This window comes from Pedobacter sp. R20-19 (genome assembly GCF_000708265.2).
In the GTDB taxonomy this organism is placed as follows: Bacteria; Bacteroidota; Bacteroidia; order Sphingobacteriales; family Sphingobacteriaceae; genus Pedobacter.
In genome coordinates, this window is sequence record NZ_JCKI01000002.1 from 417,419 (window position 1) to 440,526 (window position 23,108).

The following is a 23,108-nucleotide window of genomic DNA, read 5'->3' on the forward strand; positions in this document are numbered from 1 at the left end:
TAAAACCGAACAAATATCATAATTATGTGTTATTTTTGGGTACATAGTTACCAACATAAATCAGCACAAAATCCGTTTAAGTTTATGATGAATCAGCAAAATATCTTCAAAAAAGTCGGTAGTATCTTAACAGAATTAAATGAGCAGTATGAGTTTCTCGCTCAGAATCCACAACAGTTAAATCACCTGGAATTGGAATTGTTTTTAGCTAATGCAGATTTTCTTGCAGATCATGTTCGGATTGTTCAGAAACTGAATGTGATCAATGAAAAGCCAAATCCTGTTATCAATCAGCCTTTATTGGAAGAACAAAATACCATCATTTTACCAGAGACACCTCAAAGTTATTTAGAAGATGATCAGGCATTTGACCCTCAAGAGCTTGAAGAAGTGATTACTGCGGAGGAAAAGGAAGAGCGGATAGATGTGAAGCAAGAGCTATCAGATGATGAGGCGATAAAAAATGATACCGCAGAGAAGATACTTGAAAAAGATTTTTTTAAGCCAGACCAGGATGACCACAGTTTTGAATTTGTTTTAGGAAATCATAGTGCTGATGATCAATTTGATTATGAAGCCAAATCTGTTGAAGAGATTTTCGACAGGCCTTTAAGTAAGGCTGAAGAAGAGATTCTGGCACAGAAGAAAAAAATACATGAAAAAGAAGAGGCGCCTTTAACTACCCAGGATGAGGCTGTACTGAATGAAGAAGATGAAATTGGTCCGGAGCCTTTTTTAATTGAACATGAAGAGGAGGTTGAACCGGAAGTTCCTGAAACCATTGAGCCTATTGTTTTTGCGGAAGAGCCTGTAATTGAAACGCCAATTGTAGCGAAATCTGAACCGATACCTTCGCTTAAAGATGTGGAAATGGATGAGCCTATTATTTCTCCGCAAGTATATGATAAACCAATTTTTACGCCAGAAGCAATTCCGGTTAAACCTGCAGAACAACCCATTACAACTGCTAAACCAGTTCAAAGCTTAAACGATTTGCTAGCCAAAACCAATGCGCAGGGTGATGAACCGGTTAAGGCACCTATCGCTGATTTGAAACAGGCCATTAACCTCAATGAAAAAATGCTTTTTATTAAAGATTTATTCAAAGGATATAACCTGGCTTATTCAGAAGCAATCGATATCGTTAACAAAATGAATAGCTTTGAAACAGCCAATAACTTTTTGCAAAGCAATTATGCGATGAAGTATGATTGGGCCAGTAAACAGGCGACTGTCGACCAGTTTTATGAATTATTGAACAGAAGGTTTAGTAAGTAGTTGGTTAGATGGGTTAGTTGGTGAGGTGGTAAGTAGTTTAGAAGGTTATGGGATTAGATGGGTAAGTGTGGGTTATGAGTTTAGAGGGTTAGATAGAGTGGTTAGTAAGTTAGAAAAGGTTAGAGGTGTACTCTATTTTTGTTTGATTGCTTAGAAAAACCCCATTCTATTTGAATCCAGTTTTAGGAAGATAAATAACAATATGGTGAAACTCCATAGTGAGGAGCCACCGTAACTAATCAGGGGCAATGGAATTCCGATCACGGGAATGATGCCAATCGTCATGCCGATATTAATAAAAACGTGGAAGAAAAGTATACAGGCCACACTGTAACCGTAAACCCGTGAAAAGGTAGATCTTTGCCTTTCAGCGAGATTGATTAATCTTAATAACAGAAAAATATATAGTGCAATAACAACTGAACAGCCTAGAAATCCCCATTCTTCACCTATAGTAGAGAAGATAAAATCGGTACTTTGCTCGGGTACATACCCATATTTGGTTTGCGTACCTTCTAAGAAACCACGTCCTGTTACCTGTCCGGAGCCAATGGCAATTTGCGATTGAATCACATTATAACCAGCGCCTCTGTTATCGGTTTTAAGGCCAAGCATCAGCTCAATCCGACTTCTTTGGTGCGGGGCCAATACCTTTTCATAAGCCACTTTAATCAGAAATAAATAGCCAATAGCCAATACGGTAACCAAAACAGTAGAGAAAATTATTTTCTGTTTCCTGCGATTATTGTAAATGAATAGTCCGGCAACTGCGGTAATTATGAGAATGAGAATGTATGTGGGTACGAGGAAATCTGCAATAAACAGTACAATCATCCCCAGAAAGATCAATAGGAAATAACCTGATAAACCTTCACGATATAGGGGAAACATAAAGGCTAAAAAAACCAATGCAGATCCTGTATCTGGCTGCAACATAATTAATACCAATGGTGCCCCAACAATTAGTGCGGCTATGGCAATGGATTTAAAATCTCTAAACTTCGGGTTAAAACTACCTACATACCTGGCCAGAAGCAATGCCGTGCCAAACTTGGCAAATTCTGCTGGTTGTAGCTTAAAGGAGCCGATGGCAATCCATGCCTGATTCCCGGCCACTTTATTTCCAATGACTAAAACTGCCATTAAAAGCAGTAATGTGCCTCCATAAATAAAAGGAGAAAATACATTAAATACTCTTCCATCAAAAAGTAATATCGAAAGGCCCAGCACCAAACCCGTTAGCACGTAGATTAACTGCTTTCCATATAGGGTATTAAAATTGAATATAGCCGACTTTTCAGGAGGTACGGATGCAAAAATATTAATAAAACCAACTGCACAAAGGGCAATATAAATTAAAACAGTAATCCAGTCTACATTGAAAAAGAAACGATTTCCCTGTTGTTGCTGCATATTATTTCTGGATTACAGGTTTATCGGTTAATACTGTCTTTAATTCTTTTGGTTTGGTAGAAACAGTTTTTATTGTGGCAGACCTCAATTTAAGGCTATCTTTTAATTTTTTTATGGAATCTAGCTTTTTAACTGAAATACTATCTGTTTTTACAGGCTTTGGTTTTTTAGTTTTATCAATGATGGCTGGCAATAGATTGGTTTCTGCAAATGCTTTAACCGTATAGCCATTTGCCTTTGGTTTAATGGAATCTGTTAAATATTTTTCTACAATAAAACTGGATATTGGTGCTGCATAAGATCCACCAAAACCACCATTTTCTACAATCACAGCTATGGCAATTTTAGGGTTATCCATTGGTGCAAAGCCTATAAATACAGAGTGATTTTTACCATGTGGATTTTGTACAGTACCTGTTTTACCGCACATCAGAATATTTGGTATTCTTGATTCCTTTGCTGTCCCCCACGGACTATTAACTGCATCTCTCATACCTTCTATCACTGGCTGAAAGTATTTTTCATCTATGCCTACATAGTTCTTTTCAAGGTATTCTTTTTTGACAACCTTTTTATCGCCGATACCTTTAATTAAATGGGGTTTTAGATAATAACCGCGGTTCGCTATTGCCGCCATTACATTAGCCATTTGGAGTGGTGTAGAGGTGATTTCTCCCTGGCCAATGGCCTGAGAGATCACTGTAGTATATCCCCAGCGTTTGCCGTAAATTTTATCGTAATGATCTGCCTGATAAAAGATTCCCTTTTTTTCGAAGGGCATGTCTATGCCTAATTTTTGTCCGAAACCCCATTTTGCAATCTGATCATGCCAGTGCGCATAGGTCTGACGTTGATTTTTCATTCCATTTTTGGTGATGATATTCTGAAAAACGTGACAGAAATAGGTATTGCAACTTCTCGCAATTCCACGCTGCATATTAATGGTGCCGTCAATGTGTTCGCATTTTACTTTATGATTTCCGGCCTGGTAATAACCTGGGCAAGTAAAAGTTGTATTTGGATCAATAGCGCCATCTTGCAAGGCCACTAAAGCGTCTACAGGTTTAAATGATGATCCGGGTGAATATTGCCCTGCAATCGGGCGCACAATTTGTGGCCGATAAGGATTAGCCAATAAACCCATGTAGTTTTTACCCCAGTCTTTTCCAACAAGTTGATTCGGATCATAACCCGGGCTGCTTACAAAAGCAAGAATTTCACCTGTTGAAGGCTCTATCGCGACAATAGCACCCACTTTATTTTTCATGAGTTCTTCACCAAGCCGTTGAATTCTAATATCCAGAGAAGAGATTAAGCGATCACCAGAAACGGCATTTATATCATATTTACCAGCAGAATAACTTCCTTGTGCAATATTTTTGGCATCGTAGAGCATATTGATCACACCCTTTTCTCCACGTAAGAAATCTTCATATGAGCGCTCTAGTCCACTTTTGCCAATAAAATCACCTGGTTTATAATAGCCTTCCGATTTTTCAATGTCATCTGGACTTACCTCTTTAACGTATCCAAAAAGTTGTCCGGCAATACTATCTGGGTAATGCCTTATGGTTCTGTCCTGCGTTCTAAAACCAGGGAACCTATACATAATTTCCTGAAGACGGGCATAGGATTGTACTGAAATCTGACGGTCAAAAAAAGTAGCCTGATAAGCAGATTGTGCTTTGGCTTTTTTTAATTTCTTACGTACGTCTGCTACAGAAATTTCCAGTGCCTGTGCGAGTGCGAGGGTATCAAAGGGTTTAACCTCGCTTGGGGTTACCATCAAATCGTATACGGGCTCATTTTGAACGATCACTTTCATGTTTCGATCTAAAATAGCACCACGTGCGGGATATTTATAAATTTTCCGTAAAACGTTGCTTTCTGCAGAAAGGAAGTATTTATCGCTCACCACCTGGATATAAAATAATTTCCCCAATAGAATCAGGGCGATTACAATAAATAATCCTTGAATGATATATTTTCGGTTAAATAATTGATCCATTAGCGCGACGTTCTTTTATAGAATATAAACTCTACCAATAAAATAATAAGCAGTGTAAAGATACAACTTAAGCCGCATCTCATTAAGGTATAACCAATTTCTGATAACCTAAATGTTTCTAAAAAGAACAGCACCAAATGGTGCGCAATCACACAAAGAAAAGCATAAAGTGAAAACCACTGGAAACCCATGTAACTTAACGATGGTTCCGGGTCGTCAATTGCGTCTCGGTTTAAACTTATGGAAATAAAAGAAATCCTGACAAAGGCTAGTACAACACAGGCTGTAGCATGTACCCCCATGGTATCATAAAAAGCATCGAGTGTTAAACCTGTTCCAAAAGCCAGTAAATACAGCAAAATGTTTGGTATACCAAATGGTAAAAGCAGGAGGAATAGGATATAAATAAATGGCGTGGAAAGGTCGTAAAAACCCATATTCTTGAGCAGAAAAATCTGAACAAAAAGCAGGATACACCACCTGATAATATTTACGATTATGATTCTGCTATTCATTCGGTTTCACTAAACTTTCTAGAGCTTTTTGTTCTTCAGCCTTTTTGTCTTTGATCACGTAAACGTATTGTAAAGTACTAAAATCAGTCACCAGATTTAATTCTCCTGATAAGAAATTATCATTGGTGGCTACGTTAGGTTTAATAATTTTTCCTACAAAAATGCCGGCAGGGAAGGAGCCGTATCCTGATGTTACGACTGAATCGCCCACATACATTTTAATGTGATTGGGTACTTCTTTAATAAATGCTTTTCTGATGTCGAAATTGCCATCGCCCCAAACCAAAGAGCCGAGCGCATGATTTTTCTTTAAACTTACACTGATCCGGGTGTCTTTATGTAAAAGAGACTGAATGGTTGCCAGGTGCTCGGAAACATCTCTGATTAATCCTACTACACCCCGTTGAGGGGCAATTACGGCCATCCCGTTTCGAATTCCATCTAAACTCCCTTTATTGATGGTCATGATGTTATTACGCAGGGTAACTGAATTTTTAACCACTTTGGCTGCCAGATAGGTATATTGCTGATCGGTTAAGGTATCAATTACTTTAACGTCTTTAGCCGTATCAATGGTGTTTAAAGCCAGTAGCTGACTCTTAAGTTTAGCATTTTCAGCGGCTAAACTATCGTTAACCATGCCCAGGTTTAAATATCTTTTAAAAATATTTAGTCTTTCGTAAGCCGTTCCAATAACTTCATTTGAAGAATTCAGGGTTACACTCCTTTGATAGGCATTATTTTTTACGGTGAGGTAAATCCCGATAAGGGAAAAAATAATAAACAAAAAAAATGCGTTGTATCTGCTGACAAAAATCCAAAGGTTACGCATGCTAATTTACGGGTTTAGATTTACGATTTAAGATTGCCGGCATAGTTTCCAATTCAGATTTAAGATGTTTTACGATTTTGTTCGTTTTTTCTGATAGTAATAATGGAAGAAACTATAATTGAAAGTAATTCATTTCCTTCTTTCCAGTTTTTAAGTATCTCTGCTTTTAAATCAGGGTTAAATTCTTCCAACAACTCAAGAAAAAACATCGATTCATCTAATTCTTCTTCTACAATTTTTAATTTATTCAAAAAATCAGCAGTTGATTTAGCTCTGCATGCTGCCCTATAATTGGCACCTACAGAACTTGAGCATCGAACCAGTTGATTTGAATAATTTTTATTTAAAACGTTGTACGGTAAAGAAATTATTAATTTTCCTATTGATATAGAATATGCTTTGGTTCTAATTTTTAACGTCTCGCTATTCATCAATCGTCAATCTAAAATCTACATTCGTAACTGCGCTTATTGCATTAAGAATTTATATCCGCCAATGTTTTTCAACGCAATACCTGTACCACGAACTACTGCACGAAGTGGATCTTCGGCAACGTGTACTGGTAATTTTGTTTTTGCTGCAACTCGTTTATCTAAGCCTCTCAATAACGCACCGCCACCTGTTAAATAAATACCCGTTTGGTAAATATCTGCAGAAAGCTCTGGAGGTGTAATCTCTAATGCTTTTAAAATGGCTTCTTCAATTTTAGAGATCGATTTATCTAAACAATGTGCAATTTCAGTATAAGAAACAGTGATTTGTTTTGGAACACCCGTCATTAAATCACGACCTTGAACAGCGAAATCAGCTGGCGCATCCTGTAACTCTGGTAATGCTGCACCCACTTCAATTTTAATTTTTTCTGCGGTACGGTCACCAATCATGATGTTATGCTGGCGGCGGATATAATTTACGATATCTGAATCGAAGTTATCTCCTGCCACACGGATAGACTGATCACAAACGATACCTGATAAGGCAATCACCGCAATTTCAGTAGTACCACCACCGATATCGATGATCATGTTGCCCATTGGTTCTTCTACGTCGATTCCAATCCCTACGGCAGCAGCCATGGGTTCGTGAATAAGATAAACTTCTTTTGCTCCGGCAATCTCAGCAGAATCACGTACTGCACGTTTTTCTACTTCAGTGATTCCTGATGGGATACAGATTACCATCCTTAAGGAAGGAAACATCCAGCCTTTACCACCATTCAACATGCGAATCATGCCTTTAATCATGGCTTCAGCAGCGTTGAAATCAGCAATAACACCGTCTTTTAAGGGGCGTACTGTCTTGATGTTATCGTGGGTTTTTCCCTCCATTTGCATCGCCTGACGGCCGATAGCAATGACTTTGTTTGTTGTGCGATCAAAAGCAACTATAGATGGTTCATCTACAACAACTTTATCATTATGTATAATTAGGGTATTCGCAGTACCTAAATCGATGGCAACTTCCTGCGTAAACCAATTGAATAATCCCATGTATGAGTTTTAATTTCTTAATTTATCAAATCTATACTATTCCTAATGTAAAAATAGCTTTTTTATTGTTTTAAGTTTTATTTTCTTTAGCAACAAGCTGAAAGATTAAAGCTCAAAGCTTAAAGCTGTGGATAATGTGCTTTAGGCTTTTGTCTTTTCGCTTTTCTGCTTAAACTAGTGTTTAAAGTGTCTAACGCCTGTAGTTACCATTGCAATGCCTTTTTCATTTGCTTTTGCTACAGAATCTGCATCTTTTATAGAGCCACCTGGTTGTAAAACAGCAGTAATTCCGGCCTCAGCAGCAATCTCTACACAATCAGGGAAAGGGAAGAAGGCATCAGATGCCATTGCACAGCCCTTCACGCTGAATCCGAATGAAGCAGCTTTATCAATCGCTTGTCTTAAAGCATCTACGCGTGAGGTTTGACCAACACCGCTTGCAATTAATACGTCATCTTTCACCAAAACAATGGTGTTGGATTTGGTATGCTTTACAATTTTATTGGCGAAATATAAGTCTTTTAATTCTTGTGCTGTTGGTGCTTTGTCGGTAACAGTTGTCATTTGTTCCGGACCTTCGATAATTAAATCTTTATCTTGTTCAATTACGCCGTTTAATAATGTTTTGAATTGTTTTTTACTCAATTCAACTTCGTTACGTTTTAAAATAACGCGGTTTTTCTTTTTGCTAAACAATTCTACCGCTTCTGGCTGGTAAGCAGGTGCAATTAATACTTCGAAAAATAAGTTGTTAATTTCTTCTGCGGTAGCTAAATCTACTTCCACATTGGTAATTAAAACACCACCAAAAGCAGAAACCGGATCGCAAGCCAATGCATCCAGCCAAGCTTGTTTTACCGTTGGGCGAGAGGCAATACCGCAAGCATTGGTATGTTTCAAGATGGCGAAAGTTGGATCTTCGAATTCATCAATTAAGGCTACAGCTGCATCAACATCTACCAGGTTATTATAGGAGAGTTCTTTTCCATTTAATTTGGTAAACATGGCGTCAAGGTTCCCATAAAATACGGCACCTTGATGTGGGTTTTCGCCATAACGCAAAGTTTTAGCTTCAATTACGCTTTGTTTAAAAACATCAAGAGGCTCTTCTTGATTAAAATAGTTGAAGATGGCAGTATCGTAGTGAGATGAGGTATGGAAAGCGGTTTTAGCGAAAGATTTACGTTGGGCTAAAGTGGTTTCACCATTTTGTTCTTCGAGTTGTGCTTGTAAAGTTGGGTAATCGTTTTTGGAAGCGATAATCACTACGTCATTGAAGTTTTTCGCAGCTGCACGGATGAGTGAAATACCGCCGATGTCAATTTTTTCAATAATTTCTTCGGGTGTTCCGCCCGCTTTTACAGTTTCTTCGAATGGGTAAAGGTCAACAATTACCAGGTCAATTTCAGGGATTTCGTATGCTGCAATTTGTTCCTGATCGCCCGCTAACGCTCTGCGGTTTAAAATTCCACCAAAAACTTTTGGATGCAAGGTTTTAACACGTCCACCTAAAATTGATGGGTATCCTGTTAAATCTTCAACTGCTGTAACGGGTAAATTTAAATCTTTAATAAATTGCTCTGTTCCGCCGGTAGAGAATAACTGAACGCCCTGAGCGGCCAATAATTTTACCAATGGTTCTAAACCATCCTTATAATATACTGAAATTAAAGCGTTTTTAATTTTAATGGACTGACTCATTCTACTGTAAATTTTGAGCCGCAAAGGTAGTAAAAGAGGATGGTTTTTTTGTTATGTTGGAGAGGGAAAAATATGCGAATGGTTCGTCCTTTAGATTATTGCATAGTGAAACAGCAAAATCTGCGAAACTTGTTGCTAAATGCCTGATTTTAATATAACAACTGTTATTGGCGTCTCGCTGAGACCCCCTTACTACTAATAGCGTTGTTCAGAATGCTTTATATTTAGATTAAAGTGTAACAAAGTGCAAAGATCTCTCCGCTGCGGTCGAGATGACGATGGTATTGTAGTGAGATTTATTTTCTCTCGCCCTTTCCCTTTCAGGGGAAAGGTGCCGATAGGCGGACAGGGGTTTGAATATTATTATGGTACAAAGATCTCTCCACTGCGGTCGAGATGACGATGGTATTGTCGTGAGATTTAATTTTCTCTCGCCCTTTCCCTTTCAGGGGAAAGGTGCCGATAGGCGGATAGGGGTTTAAGGCGCTTGCTATGTAATACGATCGTGATCGGATAGCTATCGGATTCTGCGCAGGCGGGAATCTTAATGCTTTCGCTATTATTGTGAAATAAAATAGGTTTGCCCTTCGCTCAGACTTGCTTCGGTACCGATGTGAAATCGGTACAACTTCGCCGCCACCGAGGGGCTCTTACTTTTTTGCTTGATCAAAAAAGTAACAAAACCGAGCTTTTCTGCGAGCTCATGAATACCTATAAAAACATAAATAACTTATGAATAATATCAAGGCTTGGACCTGATGTCGGATAAATTCGTTAAAGCTTTTATAGCGGCAGCACAAGTTCCGACGAAAGGTCGGAAAGGGTGCGCTGCCTTGGGTTGTTGGGTATGAAAGTTTGTGGAGGAAGCTTTAAACGTTTTCTCCTTCCATCATTTCCGAGGCCGTATAGCATGATGCAGATTGCATGGAGCAGAGACAAGCATCCGAAGAGATATGTTTTTGGAACTTTGAGGGGCACACTAGGCCGTCATCTCGACCGTAGCGGAGAGATTTTTGCACATGGCTCAGTCTTGCTTCGGTACCGATGTGAAATCGGTACAACTTCGCCGCCACCGAGGGGCTCTTACTTTTTTGCTTGATCAAAAAAGTAACAAAACCGAGCTTTTCTGCGAGCTCATGAATACCTATAAAAACATAAATAACTTATGAATAATATCAAGGCTTGGATCTGATGTCGGATAAATTCGTTCAAGCTTTTATAGCGGCAGCACAAGTTCCGACGAAAGGTCGGAAAGGGTGCGCTGCCTTGGGTTGTTGGTTATGAAAGTTTGTGGCCGAAGCTTTAAACGTTTTCTCCTTCCATCATTTCCCAGGCCGGTGGGCAGGGTGGAGATAGCATGGAGCAGATGTTTATGTTTACTTACTAATTAGAAATTGCCTTTCGCTGGGTCTTGCCTCGGTTCGCCGCCACCGAGGGGCTCTTACCTTTTTCTTGATAAAAAGGTAACCAAAAATCAAGGCTTGGAACTGATGTCGGATAAATTCGTTAAAGCTTTTATAGCGGCAGCACAAGTTCCGACGAAAGGTCGGAAAGGGTGCGCTGCCTTGGATTGTGGGGGAGTGAAAGTTTGTGGTTGAAGCTTTAAACGTTTTCTCCTTCCATCATTTCCCAGGCCGGTGAGCAGTGAGCATATTGCATAATGCATTAATTTTTCTTTTAGCTCTTTCCCTTTCAGTGGAAAGGTTCTGATAGGCTGACAGGGGTTTGAATATTATTATGGTACAAAGATCTCTCCGCTGCGGTCGAGATGACGATGGTATTGTAGTGAGATTTATTTTCTCTCGCCCTTTCCCTTTCAGGGGAAAGGTGCCGATAGGCGGATAGGGGTTTAAGGTGCTTGCTATATAATACGATCGTCATCAGATAGCTATCGGACCCCGTGCAGGCAGAAACTTTAAGGCATGAGTGGCTAATCTATCCGGGCGTTTTGTATTTTGCCTCCTATACCATTTCCTTACCCTAATACCGACACAGCTATACATCAAAATAACCCTAAGCTATGTTTCTCTTTACCTTTTATTTAGCTATCCTTAACTCGCTAATCTAAAGCGATTCAAATTTCGGACATAGCCGATCTTCATCTAAGCCTTAATTTTACTAAATCAATTCCAAAGCAGCAGGCCAGTAAGTGCACAGCAGGGTAGAAGCAAACCTGGCCGGAAGGTGGCTAAAACGTGGGGTAAATGTGGCGTAAAGGTGGGGTTTGGAATAATATTTTTTGGATTTTTAATCAGAGATTGATTAAATTGGGTGATCATCCCTTTTGTTTAACCTAATATACTAAAATTATGGCTAGCCAGAATGGAATTATCAAAATTAATGGGCAACTGGGCGATCTTGTTTTTTACAAACTTGGAAATACAGATGTTGTCAGACAAAAAGCTGCCCACAAAAAGCAAACTGAAGCGAGCAAAAAAAGCAGTCGCGATTTTGGATTGGCCAGCAGAAATGCGGCTTATATCCGAAAAGCATTTGCCCCGCTAGTCAGGCTTTATGCTTATGGCGATCTCCTCAATCGCCTGAACAAACGTTTTATCGAAATCTTTAAAACCATCCCAGCCGAACAGGCAGGTGATAAAAAATTGATTGATGGTGACATCACTTTGCTTAAGGGTTTCGAATTTAACAGCAGCAAAGCCCTCGGAACTTTATGGCTGAACGAATCTGATCTGCGCATTGAACCTGATGGATTAGTACAACTTATTCTGCCTAAGGGCGAAATAAAATCGCTCCTGAAACCGCATCCTAAGGCTACTGAAGCGCGATTGCAGGTCATGGGCTTTCATTTCGATCTGGATGTTCAGGGCGGTTACGACATTATTGAAGTGAATGACTTGGTGATACCTTTAAGCAATAGCCACTTTCCGAAAACAGTCTTATCCTTAAGCCTGAATCATCAGGGTGATAAGGCTTTAATCTTCGCCATGGGCATTTCCTTCTTTTCTGGTGCCACCCGCTCTGGCGACCGGCGTTATTATGCGGGTAAAATTATTCACGCCTTGCATGTAAAGGATGGTGTAATGGTCGATTTTGTAGGGCAACCTCAAGTGGAAAAGGAGGTAGTGGAGCAGGTGGATAAGTTAAGCTGGGTGGTGGAGGAGGGTTGAGTTGGTGGTCTGAATCATACATTTAAGCCATTCTTTTTATGTTTACGGTTAACCGTATAAAATTGTGTATCGCATTAAATAGGTTTGGTACAATTAAATTTAAAAACAAATCTTATGGCCAGTTACCGATTAAATTTGAACCAGCAATCTAATGGAGATTATGAGGTTCACAAGGACGATTGCGATTATTATCCTAAACAAAATTATGATGAGTTAGGAACATTTAGTTCTTGCACGCCGGCAGTTGATGAGGCCAAGAGAAAATATCCTTTTTTAAATCGGATTAATGGATGTTATTGGTGTTCCTTGTCGTGCCATACTACTTAATCGGGATGTAATTTTAAAAGCGCAGCAGCCGGACGGTTGTTGTGCTTTATTTATCTGGTGATAATAAATTGGAATCCTGAATAATTATTACAACATTTGGTACATCTCAATAATAAATTAACGCAGTAATGATATCTCATAATTCTCAGATTCCTTTCAGGAATATGCAAACTTCTATTTTTTGCTGTCTATTTTCAATTTGAGTGATAAAAATTTTTAGATATAATTCATTCATTTAAGCTTCATTCGATTTCAATGAAAAATAAGTTTATAGAAAATGAACTTTGGTATTTAAAACTTCAGAGCCTTTGAATAAAAACCATTTATTCGAAAAAGAATGACTACAAACTTAAAATCAATACATATCTAAATGAATAATTACCTTGATTATCTGAATAAAACATTTCTAGAAGAACTTAGTTACAAAATTTGGTCAACAAAGGGCTCCCGATTTCATGCGCACAGTAGGTTAGTAAGGCTTTCCAAGTTGTCAGGTTTATGTAATAGCCTAATTTCAGTATATCTAATTGCGGTAGGGTTACTTTCTGTTTACAACGTTTATAATACACAATTGGGTAATGAGAACGTAATCGCTTATTCAATTACTTGCTTATCCATTCTCGCTTTAGTTTTCGGACAAATTGAAAATGCAAAAGATTTTAATGTGAAAGCTAAAGAGTTTCATGCTTGTGGGCTAGAGCTTTCAGAATTATACAATGAACTGCGTATTTTCAAAACTTTGAATCCAAATGCTACTTTACAAGAAAAAGAAACATATACGAAAGAAGCTGCTGCAAAGTACCAACGTATTTTAGAAAAATACGATAACCATCAACACATCGACATTGAACGTTTTAAAGCGACTAAAGCTAGTTATCACAAATTGACTAAAATAGATGTTTGGAAGATTTGGGTTAATTATAATGCCTTCACGTTTTTTGTCTACTATTTCTTGATTATTATTCCTCCACTTTTGGCTATTATGTTTTTTATAGGAAGTTAAATGCAAAAAATTAGATGACAGGAACGTATTGGTTTTTTAAATTACTGAGTTTCATTAATAAATAAAATAGAGTTTTAATCTACAAATTATAAGATGTAGATTTATTGACATATAATGCAGATTAATATGAGTAATAAAGCAATAAATAGGCTGAAAGCTGTTTTGGCTGAACAAGGTAAAACCAATAAATGGTTAGCAGTTGAATTAAACAAAAATGAAACTACCATTTCTCGATGGTGTACAAATGAGGTACAGCCGCCAGTTGAAACTATGCTTCAAATTGCAGAATTACTAAATATTGATATTAAAGAACTTTTGAATTCTACTAAGTAATGATACAGGATATACTAAATCAAAATGAGGGTATTAACTTCAATAGCAGGCAAATGGCTCTTCTTAAAGAGCATTTTCCCACTTGTTTCAATGTCGATGGTTCGTTTGATATTGCTCGTTTTCTAGGAGAGGTCAAAGACCAAGCAAATATAGTCCATGAAGGGTATGAGCTTAAGTTCCTTGGCAAAAGCTACGCTAAACTTTTAGCAAGTACCGATACTACTACAATAATAAAACCCGAAGAGGTACACAATAACTTACCAGAAAACTTCAATAGTGAGAATATTTACATCTCAGGTGATAATCTGGATGGGTTAAAACACTTACTAAAGTCCTATCAAAACAGCATCAAATGCATCTATATTGATCCGCCTTATAATACGGGCTCTGATGGTTTTGTATATCAAGATAACTTCAATTACACCCTAGATAGTTTACAAGAAAAGTTGAATGTTACCGAAGAGGAAGCCAGCAGAATATTAGAACTCACTAATCGTGGATCAGCATCTCATTCGGCATGGTTGCTATTTATGTATAGTCGTTTGCTATTAGCAAGAGATATATTGACAGATAATGGTGTTATTTTTATCTCGATTGATGATAATGAACAAGCCAATCTGAAATTATTATGCGACGATGTTTTTGGAGAAGAAAATTTTTTAGGTTGCATTGCGCGTACAACAGGTCAGACGACTGGACAGGATAGTGGTGGTTTGGGAAGTTCTTTTGATTATTTATTAGTGTACTCAAGAAATCCGAATTTGGAGTTGAATGGCATTGAACTAACAGAACACGATCTTAAAAGATTTGAAAATGAGGATGACAGAGGTAAGTATGCTTATGATCAGATGAGGAAAACGGGAAGCAATGACAGGAGAGAAGATAGACCTAATATGTATTATGCAATTACCGATCCTGATGGAAAAGAATTGTTTCCAGCTGGCCCAGGTGGTTATGAAAGTTGCTGGAGGATTGAGAAGAAGCGTTACGAAAGGTTAGTTGAGGAAAATTTTATCATATGGAAAAAAGCAAAAAAGGATGGGACAGATATTTGGTGGCCTTATATCAAATATTATTTAGAAGGAAGAACAAAACGGCCTTCACCTTTATGGGATGATTTGGATGGAAACAAAAAAGCAGCTAGAGATTTAAGATCATTATTTGATGGCAAAAAAGTATTTGACTTTACTAAGCCGGTAGACCTAATAAAAAGAATCATTTCAATTGCGACAGATTTTAATGACTTAATTATTGACTTCTTCTCAGGTTCTGCAACGACAGCCCATGCCATTATGCAATTGAATCAAGAAGATGGTGGTAACCGCAAGTTCATAGCAGTTCAGTTACCTGAAGTATTGCGTGAAGATGATGCTTCTCAAAAGATTGCATACGAGTTCTTGAAAGATAACAATTTACCTACAACTTTAGATTATATTGGAATAGAGAGGATCAAGCGTGCTGCTATTACGATAAAGGCCAAACAAATTGAAAAGAAGAAAGGCAAGACAGAAGATTTGTTTGAGAGAGAGGTAATGCCAAAAGATTTAGGCTTTAAACATTACACCTTAGTAGAGCCCAATAAAAATACGCTCGACAGATTAGAAACTTTTGACAAGGCAGGCTTATTGGCCGACAAAACCATACTAGACGATTTTGGTAAATCTGCTATATTGGCTACATGGTTGAACGCAGATGGGTATGGTTTGACTGTAACTGCCCAAATAATAGATTTAGCAGGGTACACAGCTTATTATTTCCAAAAACACATTTATTTAATAGACCCTAGTTTTACACTTGAGAGTATGAAAGCATTGCTTTCGTATTATGATACCAATGGTGCGTTTAATCCTGAAAATGTTGTGATATTTGGATATAGTTTTCCCGATTGGAGCATTAGCGAAATGATAGATAAGAATCTTCGTATCCTCAACGATAGCGAAAAAAATCTAAAGATAAACTACATTGTGAGATACTAAACCATGGAATTGATACTTAAAAATGGGTTGCCCCATCAAGAAAAAGGATACAATGCCATAGCCAATGTATTTCACGAAAAGCTGATAAAAGCCAACGTCTTATATTATCAAAACCCGATTTTGGAATTAGATCGCCATGAATTGATGGCACAAATAGCTAAAGTGCAGAAAGAAAATGGGGTTTCTATTGATTACAGTGCCAACAACGAGGTAGGTAAATATCTGAACTTAGATGTAAAAATGGAGACGGGCACAGGTAAAACCTATGTGTACACAACCGCAATGTATGAATTGCACAAGCGCTATGGCATCAACAAATTTATTGTTGTTGTGCCTACACTTGCTATCAAGGCAGGAGCTAAACAGTTTATGCAGGATGCCTATACTAAGCGCCATTTCAAAGATCAATGCGGATACAATGCCGAATTAGATGTATTAGTATTGGAGGCGACTAAGAAAAAGAAAGGGAAGAACTATTTTCCTAGTGTGGTGCGTGAGTTCATCGCAGGAAGTAGCCAAAGCACTAATAAAATATACGTGTTGCTTACCAATATGTCATTATTAGGTGGTACATCTAAGTTACTCACAGATATGTATGATTATGGGGTAGAAGGTTTTTATAAACCTATAGAAGGTATTAAAGCAACCAAGCCATTCGTTATTATTGACGAACCACATCGTTTTAATAGAACACAAAAAGCCTATCAATTTATCGAAAACGAAGTACAACCGCAGACAGTTATTCGTTTTGGAGCCACTTTTCCAGAGATAGAAATAGGTAAGGGTAAAAGCAAAATCAAGAAGAAAGACTTTACTAACTTGTTATATGACCTAAGTGCGTTTGAATCGTTCAACCAAAACCTGATAAAAGGAATTGCTAAAGAGCACTTTGAGCCCTTAACCAAAAAGCAAGACAAGGTAAAAATAACCAATATAGTAAGCAAAACTTCGGCTAAATTTACGTTGATACAAAAAGACGAAACTAACAAAATCTTTGAATTGCATAAAGGCGATAGCTTGGGTATGATTGCACCTGAGCTAGAAGGTGTGCTTATAGATGCTATTACAAGCAATACCATAGAATTATCTAATGGACAAATAAAATCACAGGGTGAAGAGTTCAATACAGATATATATTCATCTTCATATCAAGAATCGATGTTGCAGTTGGCACTAGAAAGACATTTCGAAACTGAGCGTACTAACTTTAGCCGTAACAATAAAATCAAAACATTAGCACTATTTTTCATAGACGACATCTATTCTTACCGTGTTAATGATAAGCAAGATAAGCAACCTTATCTTAAAGAAATGTTTGAACGTTTACTATTAGAGAAGATAGATCGCATATTGCCAATACTTAGTAAGCAAGAAGCAGACTATAAAGCCTATTTATTAGCATCTAAAGTAGATGTAGAAGCTACCCATGCAGGTTACTTTTCGCAGGACAATAGCAGTGCAGATGATGCTATTGCAGAAGAGGTACAAGAAATATTATATGAGAAAAAGAAACTATTAAGTATAAAAGATGTCAATGGCGTTATGAATACCCGTCGTTTTCTTTTCTCAAAATGGACGTTGAAAGAAGGTTGGGATAACCCCAATGTATTTACTATTACCAAACTAAGAAGTAGTGGTAGTGACAATAGCAAACTACAAGAAGTAGGCAGAGGTTTGCGTTTGCCAGTAGATGAATTTGGTAATCGTATCTCCAATGAAGCATTCAAACTTAATTACATTATCGATTTTACCGAAGCTGATTTTGCAGATAAACTGGTGAATGAGATTAATGCAGACTTGCCAAAAGGTTTTGTGCTTTCTGACGAAAAACTAGAAATTGTTGCCAAAGAACTAAGCATTACTAAGAATGATTTGTTCAAAAAGTTATTGATGAGCGACTATATTGATATGGATAAAAATATCGTTGCGCAAAATGCAGAGCAGTTCTTTGCAGAGTATCCTGCATTCACTGTTGGTTTACAATCTGGCAAAGTAGAAGATCGTAACAAAAAACAAGAACGCAAAATAAAGATTCGTAAAGGCGTTTTTGATGAGATGAAAACCCTTTGGGAAGCCATTAACGGCAAGTATATTTTACATTACGAGAAAGTAGAGCATGAAAACTATTTATTTATAGAGCTTCTAGCTTTATTTAAACAAGGTGTTTTTGCTGATACCTACATTCAAAGTAGTCGATCGGAATTAGACACAAAAGGTACAAATGCCATTTTAAGAGAAGATACAGGTGTGCAATTTAAAATTAATCGCCCAGTAGCTTATGGTGAGTTTTTGAAACGTATTAACAGACAAACCAATTTATCCATACAACTGATTCATGAGGTTGTATCAGAATATTCTAAAACAAATAAAATCAACACAGAACGAATTAATGAGCAAAGTATAACCAATTTCGTGAAGCTATTTACAGATTGGAAAATAGAAAAATTATCAGGAAGATTTAGTTATTCAAAAGCCAACTTAGGAAGTAAAGCTACGGCATTAACGTATAAAGATGGTTCCCCCAAAGCGGAGATTACTCAAGGTTTAATCGGTACAAAATTTATAGAAGGTGAACCTGTTGAAAAGTATTTATATGATGTTTACGCTTATGATTCGCCCTTGGAAAAAGATAATATTTTAGTAGATGGTATTAATGAAATTATTGTTTACGGTAAAATACCAAGAAGTAGTATTTCGGTACCTACCATAACTGGGCAGTCATATAGTCCAGACTTTATGTATGTCATCAAAAAAGATAATGGAGAGAAGATATTGAATGTTATTGTCGAAACTAAAGATGTCGAAAACGAATCTACATTAAGAGGTATTGAGAAAGCAAAAATAGATTGTGCGAGAGAGTTCTTCAATCAATTAACGATAGATGGCTATAAGGTGGAATTCAAAACACAATTGAACAACAAAAAAATTCGTCAGATAATTGACGAAGTGTTAGAATAAAAATTCAAATCTTAAGCAAAACCAAGAACTTACAGCTTTAAGAGATTGGTTATTGCCTATGTTAATGAATGGGCAGGTTACGGTAGAAGATGCTTATGAAATAGTAGAATGAGAATTGGGAATGGTTGCGGAAGAAGAGGTAAGTTATAATGGAAAAACTGAATAAATTAAATTGTTATGAAAAAATTTAGAATAAAATCTGCGTCAATTTTCTTTTCAAAGGATGAAAATTATGAGCTAATTTTTGAAATTGCTCCAGCTGATAAAAATCAAGTAGCAGATTTTGATCTTTTAAAAACAGATTTAGAAGCCATAAAAAACGAAAAAGAAAAATTGTCCATACAACATAATGCTACACTCATTTACTGTAGTTATAATAAGGTCGATAATTATAATATTTATTTTATAAACCCGCTTTTAAGATCTATTGAAAACATCAACTGGTTTGACGACATTCCTGTTTCTGGAGGCATTTCTACTTTTAAGTCCAATAAATTCGATAACCCAATAAAAGTGGATGTTAAGTTTACTTTTTTTGAGGATGACGTGAGAAATGAGTTTGAAATTAGTGATGTTTTTCTAATGCAATTTAAAGATTAGGAGAGGTTGAGTTCTATTCTAAATGTAACCGATATAAATTATGAAAGATAAAAAAGTATATAGAGTTGGGACAAATTGGGGAGGGGTAGATGTATTTCAACACTTTAAAAAGTTTAAAATTGCATTTGTTGGTTTTGAAGTTGAAAACTATGTACTTTCTACAAAGACAAACGATATTTTGATTATTACTAAAGGCAGTACCATCATCGCTTTAGCAGATGTTGTTGGTTTGGCAGATCTTTCTGAAGTATCTGTAAATCTTTCAAATGAATTTGACGATGTGAAATGCCTAAAATTGGGAAATATTTTTCTTCAAGAAGATTATCCTAAAGTTAATTTCGGTAGTTATGGGGGGCAGGGCAAACAATTTCATATAGCCCATGGTGATTATGCAAAAAATGCGATAGATAGTTTTTCAAAGATTATAAACACTAAAATGAATCAAGAAATAGTAGCGCTTTTAAAATATAAAAAACAAATCGTATTGCAGGGGCCTCCCGGAACTGGTAAAACAAAATTGGCTGGTGAGATTGCAGAAAGTTTGATAGCTCCTAAAAACCTTGGAAGCCCTAAACAGGTTATAGAAGACTATATCAAGCATTTTGATTCTTCTTTGGAAACTGTTTTGTCTAAAAGGGAAGAACTGAATGGATTGCTCGAAGCATTTCAGGAGAAGTTTAAAAAAGAGAATCTTAATAAAATTACGCTTGAAGAATATGCTTTTGGTATGGGCACTAATGATAGTTTTTGTTGGTGGCTTGAGTATGTTCTCTATGGTTATGGCCAATATGCTGGTTTTGCAGGTAAATTTTTAATTTACTGGAAAAAGGAAAGTCAATCTTACGTTAAAAGCGGTTTTGTTAAGGATATTGAGGACGATGAGGTAGCAATGGAAAAATTAGCAGAGCAACTTTTTAATGTTGCAAATAATCAAAATCTCTTAGAGGTAAGCAAATACTTAGGAAAGGGATTGATGTTAAAAATACTCAATAGCTATTATCCAGAATTATATTTTCCTATCTCTAACGAAACATGTATAAATAATGCATTAAAATTATTGGGCTTCGATCATACTGGGTTAAATTTTGTTGATAAAAACAAAAAACTTCAAGAGATTTTTTTAGAAAAAAAGAAAAAATTAGGTTCTGAAATTAGCAATGTGGAATTTATGAATTTCTTATTCAGCACCTACGATATGAAAGGTGATATTGAACTACAAAAAGACGAAGTTGTTTCAAAAGGGGAGTTTGAAATTGTGCAGTTTCATCCATCATACACGTATGAAGATTTTGTGAGAGGTATTGTTTCTAAGAGCAATAATCAGAATCAAATTGAATTTATTGTAGAAAATAAGGTGCTATCAATTTTTGCCCAAAAAGCCCTTGATAATCCTAATTCAAACTATGTTTTAATTTTAGACGAAATAAATAGAGCTAACTTGTCCGCAGTTCTTGGAGAATTAATATTTGCGTTGGAATATCGATTTGATAAGGATAAAGCAAAGCATACTACCGTTCGAAGTATGTACACTTTGAAAGAACATGTTGATGATGATAGTGGCACAAACGAATTAAGGCTGCCCAAAAATTTGTATATCATCGGAACTATGAATACTGCTGATCGTTCTGTAGGTCATATAGACTACGCTATTAGACGAAGGTTTGCCTTCGTGGATGTACTGCCTAAAGATTTAAGTAAAGAGCCGGATATTAAATTTGATAGTATCTTGTTTAACAAGGTCGCTTCGCTGTTTGATGATCATATTACATCAGATTTTAACAAAAGTGAAGTGCAGCTTGGGCATTCGTATTTTATAGATAAATCTGAAGAAGGTGGAGATATGGGGGTGAGGTTAAAATATGAAATAAAACCTATTTTAGAAGAATATATCAAGGATGGAATTTTAAAAGAAGCAGCGAGAGAAGTAATCAGGAATCTAGCTTAATCGAAAACTAATGCTTAAGATTTCTGAACATTTCGAGTACTATAATCGCAACCACATCAATACGCTTTCCCAATTATCCAATTGGGAAAGCTATTATGCATTGGAAGATAAAATGGATGCTATTTTTTTCGATATAGAAAAACAATACGCTTGCGTTTCCTTAAAACTGAGTAAAGAAAACGAAGAGCATCAATGTTCGATTACATCGTCCTACTACATCGGCTTAGATAGATTTTCAAAACTTAAACTACCTGTTTATATCCAACCGAAGCTCAATAATGAAAATCATCAACTAAACTATATTAAAATGCTTTTAGAAGCATTAAAAGAGCCAGAAAATTTTGATCATTTGGAAGGCTTGGTATTGGTTAAGTTTGATGATCCGTGGATTGAAATAGAAAATGAGCTTTCCCCAGAACTAACACCATTTTTAATTGCACAGTTTTTGGTAACCGTCAAGTTGTTATTAAAAAAAGGGCTAAAGAAATCTTATTATCCCAAAACAGAAAATCTTTCTGGCAGGGTTAAGGGTAAAATTTTGGTTGGGAGACAGATTAAAGAGAATGTCCTTAAAAATAGGTTAATCCAAACCATTTGCCAGTATCAAGAATTTGGTTTCGATACCGAAGCTAATCAATTTTTGAAGTATGTGTTAAGTATATTGCCTCATCATTTTGATTATTTTGACACAAAAGGAAGTATTAGACTAAATTTAGAAGAACTATGGGATTTTTGTCAAGCTGGTTTTCAGCAAGTAGGCACACGAGCATTTAGTAAATTGAAATATCAAGAGAATAACCCTTTTTATAAACAGTACAATTTAGCCATACAGTTTGGTAATCAGATACTTGCATTACACGATTATAATATTGCGAGAAATGCTAAACAAGCTACTTGTATGCATCCACCATTTTGGATAGATATGAGCAAATTATTTGAACTTTATGTATTTAAGAAATTAAGAGCGAAGTTTAAAGATGATAATGCTGTAGTTTATCATCAAAAGTACCATCAACAAGAACTAGATTTTATTATTAATGCTAACGGCTTTAAAGCTGTAGTAGATACAAAATATAAGCCCAGATATGCATACGGCAACCCGAGTATGGAGGATGCCCGGCAGTTGTCTGGATATACCAGGTTAAATAAAGTATACAAAGAGCTATACATCAATGATAATTCGTTGATCCCTGCTTATCTTATTTATCCTTCAAATTTACCAGCGGTTGCTGAAAAAGATGGTTTAGAAAGTGAAGATGTTTTTGAAGAACCAGCTGAATCCTCTGATCAACTGCTAAAAGGCAAAGCCAGAAAGTCTACCATGTATAGAGAACTGTATTTACAAGAAATTACTTTGCCATTTATTTAATGCTGTTAATCCCAAAACTTTTGCTATTTTCTCTAGGTGCTATCTTGAATTTCATTGCTCTAGTTTGCTAATGGCCTGTTGGCTAATCCTGAGTTCGGTCGCGTGTGCTTCCTGTTTTATGCCACGCAATTCGCGGATGCAGCTAATTTTATGGCCTATATGTATACGGTTTTCCCCGTCTCTTTGCTACGTGTTGCTAAATTTGTAATATTCTTATGCGCGTGAAGGTTCT

Annotated in this window: 17 protein-coding genes; 9 read left to right on the forward strand and 8 right to left on the reverse strand. The window is 36.6% G+C overall.

Features of this window, described 5'->3' with window-relative positions; translation table 11 throughout:
• Positions 1 to 84 precede the first annotated feature (84 nt).
• Positions 85 to 1,278, forward strand: a complete 1,194-nt coding sequence (locus tag AN34_RS05610) for a hypothetical protein (protein ID WP_157263208.1) — start codon at positions 85 to 87, stop codon at positions 1,276 to 1,278.
• Between the two features lie 150 nt (positions 1,279 to 1,428).
• Here AN34_RS05610 and rodA read toward each other — a convergent pair whose 3' ends face one another.
• From rodA to purH, 7 genes are all read right to left on the reverse strand, one after another.
• On the reverse strand, positions 1,429 to 2,691 hold the full coding sequence (rodA, locus tag AN34_RS05615; protein ID WP_029283152.1) for a rod shape-determining protein RodA: 1,263 nt from the start codon (positions 2,689 to 2,691) through the stop codon (positions 1,429 to 1,431).
• Position 2,692: 1 nt separating this feature from the next.
• Positions 2,693 to 4,699: a penicillin-binding protein 2 gene (gene mrdA / locus AN34_RS05620; RefSeq protein WP_029283155.1), complete on the reverse strand. Its 2,007-nt coding sequence runs from the start codon at positions 4,697 to 4,699 to the stop codon at positions 2,693 to 2,695.
• Positions 4,699 to 5,214 carry a hypothetical protein gene (locus AN34_RS05625; protein WP_029283157.1) on the reverse strand — a complete coding sequence of 172 codons (516 nt, stop codon included), beginning with the start codon at positions 5,212 to 5,214 and terminating at the stop codon, positions 4,699 to 4,701. Before AN34_RS05625 ends, mrdA begins: the two co-directional genes overlap by 1 nt.
• Positions 5,207 to 6,046: a rod shape-determining protein MreC gene (mreC, locus tag AN34_RS05630; RefSeq protein WP_029283158.1), complete on the reverse strand. Its 840-nt coding sequence runs from the start codon at positions 6,044 to 6,046 to the stop codon at positions 5,207 to 5,209. The genes AN34_RS05625 and mreC overlap by 8 nt, the downstream gene beginning before the upstream one ends.
• A gap of 59 nt (positions 6,047 to 6,105) precedes the next feature.
• A complete protein-coding gene (locus AN34_RS05635; protein ID WP_029283160.1) occupies positions 6,106 to 6,477 on the reverse strand; it encodes a four helix bundle protein in 372 nt (123 codons plus the stop codon).
• 36 nt (positions 6,478 to 6,513) lie between these two features.
• Positions 6,514 to 7,536, reverse strand: a complete 1,023-nt coding sequence (locus tag AN34_RS05640; RefSeq protein WP_010601761.1) for a rod shape-determining protein — start codon at positions 7,534 to 7,536, stop codon at positions 6,514 to 6,516.
• 174 nt (positions 7,537 to 7,710) lie between these two features.
• On the reverse strand, positions 7,711 to 9,237 hold the full coding sequence (gene purH, locus AN34_RS05645; protein ID WP_029283162.1) for a bifunctional phosphoribosylaminoimidazolecarboxamide formyltransferase/IMP cyclohydrolase: 1,527 nt from the start codon (positions 9,235 to 9,237) through the stop codon (positions 7,711 to 7,713).
• A gap of 2,309 nt (positions 9,238 to 11,546) precedes the next feature.
• Here purH and AN34_RS05655 point away from each other — a divergent pair.
• The 8 genes from AN34_RS05655 (at position 11,547) to AN34_RS05690 (ending at position 22,876) form a co-directional block, all read left to right on the forward strand.
• Positions 11,547 to 12,365 (forward strand): hypothetical protein, encoded by an 819-nt coding sequence (locus AN34_RS05655; protein WP_029283166.1) that lies wholly within the window; start codon positions 11,547 to 11,549, stop codon positions 12,363 to 12,365.
• A gap of 697 nt (positions 12,366 to 13,062) precedes the next feature.
• Positions 13,063 to 13,695 carry an SLATT domain-containing protein gene (locus AN34_RS05660; protein ID WP_029283170.1) on the forward strand — a complete coding sequence of 211 codons (633 nt, stop codon included), beginning with the start codon at positions 13,063 to 13,065 and terminating at the stop codon, positions 13,693 to 13,695.
• Between the two features lie 126 nt (positions 13,696 to 13,821).
• Entirely contained in the window at positions 13,822 to 14,028 is a 207-nt protein-coding gene (locus AN34_RS05665; protein WP_029283172.1) for a helix-turn-helix transcriptional regulator, read from the forward strand.
• 53 nt (positions 14,029 to 14,081) lie between these two features.
• Positions 14,082 to 16,004, forward strand: coding sequence for a site-specific DNA-methyltransferase (locus AN34_RS05670; RefSeq protein ID WP_197285484.1), 1,923 nt, complete (start codon positions 14,082 to 14,084; stop codon positions 16,002 to 16,004).
• A 3-nt stretch (positions 16,005 to 16,007) separates the two neighbouring features.
• Complete coding sequence (locus AN34_RS05675; protein ID WP_029283176.1) at positions 16,008 to 18,962, forward strand: type III restriction-modification system endonuclease; 2,955 nt, start codon at positions 16,008 to 16,010, stop codon at positions 18,960 to 18,962.
• Positions 18,963 to 19,139: 177 nt separating this feature from the next.
• Positions 19,140 to 19,562: a hypothetical protein gene (locus tag AN34_RS05680; protein ID WP_029283178.1), complete on the forward strand. Its 423-nt coding sequence runs from the start codon at positions 19,140 to 19,142 to the stop codon at positions 19,560 to 19,562.
• A gap of 40 nt (positions 19,563 to 19,602) precedes the next feature.
• A complete protein-coding gene (locus tag AN34_RS05685) occupies positions 19,603 to 21,507 on the forward strand; it encodes an McrB family protein (RefSeq protein WP_051666255.1) in 1,905 nt (634 codons plus the stop codon).
• Positions 21,508 to 21,619: 112 nt separating this feature from the next.
• Positions 21,620 to 22,876, forward strand: a complete 1,257-nt coding sequence (locus AN34_RS05690; protein WP_197285485.1) for a hypothetical protein — start codon at positions 21,620 to 21,622, stop codon at positions 22,874 to 22,876.
• A gap of 51 nt (positions 22,877 to 22,927) precedes the next feature.
• On the opposite strand, the gene AN34_RS21990 is transcribed toward AN34_RS05690, so the two are convergent.
• Positions 22,928 to 23,005, reverse strand: coding sequence for a hypothetical protein (locus AN34_RS21990; protein WP_255353646.1), 78 nt, complete (start codon positions 23,003 to 23,005; stop codon positions 22,928 to 22,930).
• Positions 23,006 to 23,108 lie beyond the last annotated feature (103 nt).